The 3,834-nt window shown below is 53.8% G+C and carries 2 tRNA genes and 2 rRNA genes (1 of these 4 running past the window's edge); all 4 read left to right on the top strand.

The annotated features are described in order from the left end of the window. Positions 1-616: 616 nt before the first annotated feature. Positions 617-2,105: ribosomal RNA gene (locus IVB28_RS27510) — 16S ribosomal RNA — on the top strand. Positions 2,106-2,292: 187 nt separating this feature from the next. Next, a tRNA-Ile gene (locus IVB28_RS27505) sits at positions 2,293-2,369 on the top strand. A gap of 33 nt (positions 2,370-2,402) precedes the next feature. After that, positions 2,403-2,478, top strand: a tRNA-Ala gene (locus IVB28_RS27500). 406 nt (positions 2,479-2,884) lie between these two features. Then, positions 2,885-3,834 (top strand): 23S ribosomal RNA (locus IVB28_RS27495); it runs 1,923 nt beyond the window's last position. Together the 16S and 23S rRNA genes with 2 tRNA genes alongside form the textbook arrangement of a ribosomal RNA operon.

Raw genomic sequence — 3,834 nt, 5'->3', positions numbered from 1 at the left:
GGCGGGAAGGGTGGCTTTATAGCGCCCTCCGGAGCCCGCCGGCGGGCAAACTTTTTTTCAGATTTTTTGCCGCCCCGTCCCGGCCACCGCGCTCACGTCCCGGCTAATCGATTGGAAACGCTTGAATTTTTTCCATGATCCACCGTGCGACGATTTGTTGACAATGGGCGTTGACAATCCCGAGTGCGGGGGCCTATAACCCGACCACTGAGCGCGGCGCCGCCGGGTCACTGACCAAGGCGAGCGAACGCGCCACTGATGCTCCTCACCTTGTTGAGTGACACAACAGTCGACGGAAGTCGATTGGAGTTCATTCATCGTCGGTAAGGGTGTCGGAACCCTTCCTCTCTGGAAGGTTGAGGCCTTGGCGGTCTCGGGCTGTTTGACAAGTGAAGATGAAGAAAGAGAAACGTGGACGGCGGAGTCCTTGCGGGTCTCGCTTCTGGAAAGCTTCGGCTTTTTTGGATCGAGACCGGACGAAAGACTTCGGCGGTACACGTTTTCAAGGAAACACCATCGTTGCCAGCGATGTGAATCGCAGGCAGCACGTCGACTTCGGTCGATAAATGGTGGGACCTCGTCAAACGTTGTGATCAGCCGGTTCAAAGTTCAAGTCCAACTTGAGAGTTTGATCCTGGCTCAGAGCGAACGCTGGCGGCAGGCTTAACACATGCAAGTCGAGCGGGCGTAGCAATACGTCAGCGGCAGACGGGTGAGTAACGCGTGGGAACGTACCTTTTGGTTCGGAACAACACAGGGAAACTTGTGCTAATACCGGATAAGCCCTTACGGGGAAAGATTTATCGCCGAAAGATCGGCCCGCGTCTGATTAGCTAGTTGGTGAGGTAATGGCTCACCAAGGCGACGATCAGTAGCTGGTCTGAGAGGATGATCAGCCACATTGGGACTGAGACACGGCCCAAACTCCTACGGGAGGCAGCAGTGGGGAATATTGGACAATGGGGGCAACCCTGATCCAGCCATGCCGCGTGAGTGATGAAGGCCCTAGGGTTGTAAAGCTCTTTTGTGCGGGAAGATAATGACGGTACCGCAAGAATAAGCCCCGGCTAACTTCGTGCCAGCAGCCGCGGTAATACGAAGGGGGCTAGCGTTGCTCGGAATCACTGGGCGTAAAGGGTGCGTAGGCGGGTCTTTAAGTCAGGGGTGAAATCCTGGAGCTCAACTCCAGAACTGCCTTTGATACTGAAGATCTTGAGTTCGGGAGAGGTGAGTGGAACTGCGAGTGTAGAGGTGAAATTCGTAGATATTCGCAAGAACACCAGTGGCGAAGGCGGCTCACTGGCCCGATACTGACGCTGAGGCACGAAAGCGTGGGGAGCAAACAGGATTAGATACCCTGGTAGTCCACGCCGTAAACGATGAATGCCAGCCGTTAGTGGGTTTACTCACTAGTGGCGCAGCTAACGCTTTAAGCATTCCGCCTGGGGAGTACGGTCGCAAGATTAAAACTCAAAGGAATTGACGGGGGCCCGCACAAGCGGTGGAGCATGTGGTTTAATTCGACGCAACGCGCAGAACCTTACCAGCCCTTGACATGTCCAGGACCGGTCGCAGAGATGTGACCTTCTCTTCGGAGCCTGGAACACAGGTGCTGCATGGCTGTCGTCAGCTCGTGTCGTGAGATGTTGGGTTAAGTCCCGCAACGAGCGCAACCCCCGTCCTTAGTTGCTACCATTTAGTTGAGCACTCTAAGGAGACTGCCGGTGATAAGCCGCGAGGAAGGTGGGGATGACGTCAAGTCCTCATGGCCCTTACGGGCTGGGCTACACACGTGCTACAATGGCGGTGACAATGGGACGCTAAGGGGCGACCCTTCGCAAATCTCAAAAAGCCGTCTCAGTTCGGATTGGGCTCTGCAACTCGAGCCCATGAAGTTGGAATCGCTAGTAATCGTGGATCAGCACGCCACGGTGAATACGTTCCCGGGCCTTGTACACACCGCCCGTCACACCATGGGAGTTGGTTTTACCTGAAGACGGTGCGCTAACCCGCAAGGGAGGCAGCCGGCCACGGTAGGGTCAGCGACTGGGGTGAAGTCGTAACAAGGTAGCCGTAGGGGAACCTGCGGCTGGATCACCTCCTTTCTAAGGATGGTTCTTCAGAAGCTTGCTTCTATCGAACCGTTTTAGAAACATCAGTGGCCAACAGATCGCCAGATCGTTGAGCTGCATTGGCGGGATTTCGCCGTCTACGTTTCTCTTTCTTCGCGGACGAACACGCGCTGGGGCTGCGAGCTGCAGAATCCCTGGTCCTTAACAGGATATGCGTTAGGGGCTTGTAGCTCAGTTGGTTAGAGCGCGCGCTTGATAAGCGTGAGGTCGGAAGTTCAAGTCTTCCCAGGCCCACCACTTTCATCGAGTGAGCATTCGTCTTCTGGTTACGGGGCCATAGCTCAGCTGGGAGAGCGCGTGCTTTGCAAGCATGAGGTCGTCGGTTCGATCCCGTCTGGCTCCACCAGATGGTTTGATCACCGAGATCTTGTACCGTCGTCCGCGAACATCACTTCGCACTTACTAGTCTGGATAGACAGTAAGCTGCGTGATTTCTGACATCGTAAAGAGGAGATCGATCCGAGTTGGATCGTGCGGCAAGCAATTGCCACGCGAGACTTCATTATCTCCGGATCATTTCGGCGCTCGTGCGTCTTTCAAAGGTAGCTCACAAGGCTGCGCTTGAGAGACAAGCGAGTTGTAAATGATCCTTTTAGCGAAGCTTGACCGCCTCGCTATCGGAACGATCTTACGAAGCAAGCTGGTCTTTCTAATCATTGTCCGGCTGCAGATAGCGTTCATCGAGGGCGCGTGCCGCAAGGTAATTCTGCAGACAACATTCTGCCGAGTGTGTGGACATTGATAATGAGAGCAATCAAGTGCCTTAAGGGTGTTCGGTGGATGCCTTGGCGCTGAGAGGCGATGAAGGACGTGCTACGCTGCGATAAGCCGTGGGGAGCTGCGAAGAAGCTTTGATCCATGGATTTCCGAATGGGGAAACCCACCTTCGATAGCCGGAACTCCAAGACCTCAGTCGAAAGACTGTGGTGTGGGGTTCGAACAGAAATGTGAGATTCCTGGACCTTTAGATTTCGATCGAAGAGGTTTTGGATTTCCGGTTATCAAGAGAAGGTATGAGACTTCTGAATACATAGGAGGTTTCAAGCAAACCCAGGGAACTGAAACATCTAAGTACCTGGAGGAAAGGACATCAACAGAGACTCCGTTAGTAGTGGCGAGCGAACGCGGACCAGGCCAGTGATACATCAAAGACAATCGGAACCAGTCAGGAAAGCTGGGCCTTAGAGGGTGATAGCCCCGTACGAGTAATGCGATGATGTATCCACGAGTAAGGCGGGACACGTGAAATCCTGTCTGAACGCGGGGGGACCACCCTCCAAGCCTAAGTACTCCTCAGCGACCGATAGTGAACCAGTACCGTGAGGGAAAGGTGAAAAGCACCCCGACGAGGGGAGTGAAATAGACCTGAAACCGGACACCTACAAACAGATGGAGCCCAAGATACGTTCTGGGTGACATCGTACCTTTTGTATTATGGGCCAGCGACTTAATTTAACGAGCAAGCTTAAGCCGATAGGCGAAGGCGTAGCGAAAGCGAGTCTGAATAGGGCGTCAAGTTCGTTGTATTAGACCCGAAACCTAGTGATCTAGCCATGAGCAGGTTGAAGGTGAGGTAACACTCACTGGAGGACCGAACGGGTGTCTGTTGAAAAAGACTCCGATGACTTGTGGTTAGGGGTGAAAGGCCAATCAAACTGGGAAATAGCTGGTTCTCCGCGAAAGATATTTAGGTATCGCCTCG

This window comes from Bradyrhizobium sp. 199 (assembly GCF_023073355.1).
Lineage (GTDB): Bacteria > Pseudomonadota > Alphaproteobacteria > Rhizobiales > Xanthobacteraceae > Bradyrhizobium.
This window is presented reverse-complemented; position numbering and strand designations above follow the sequence as displayed.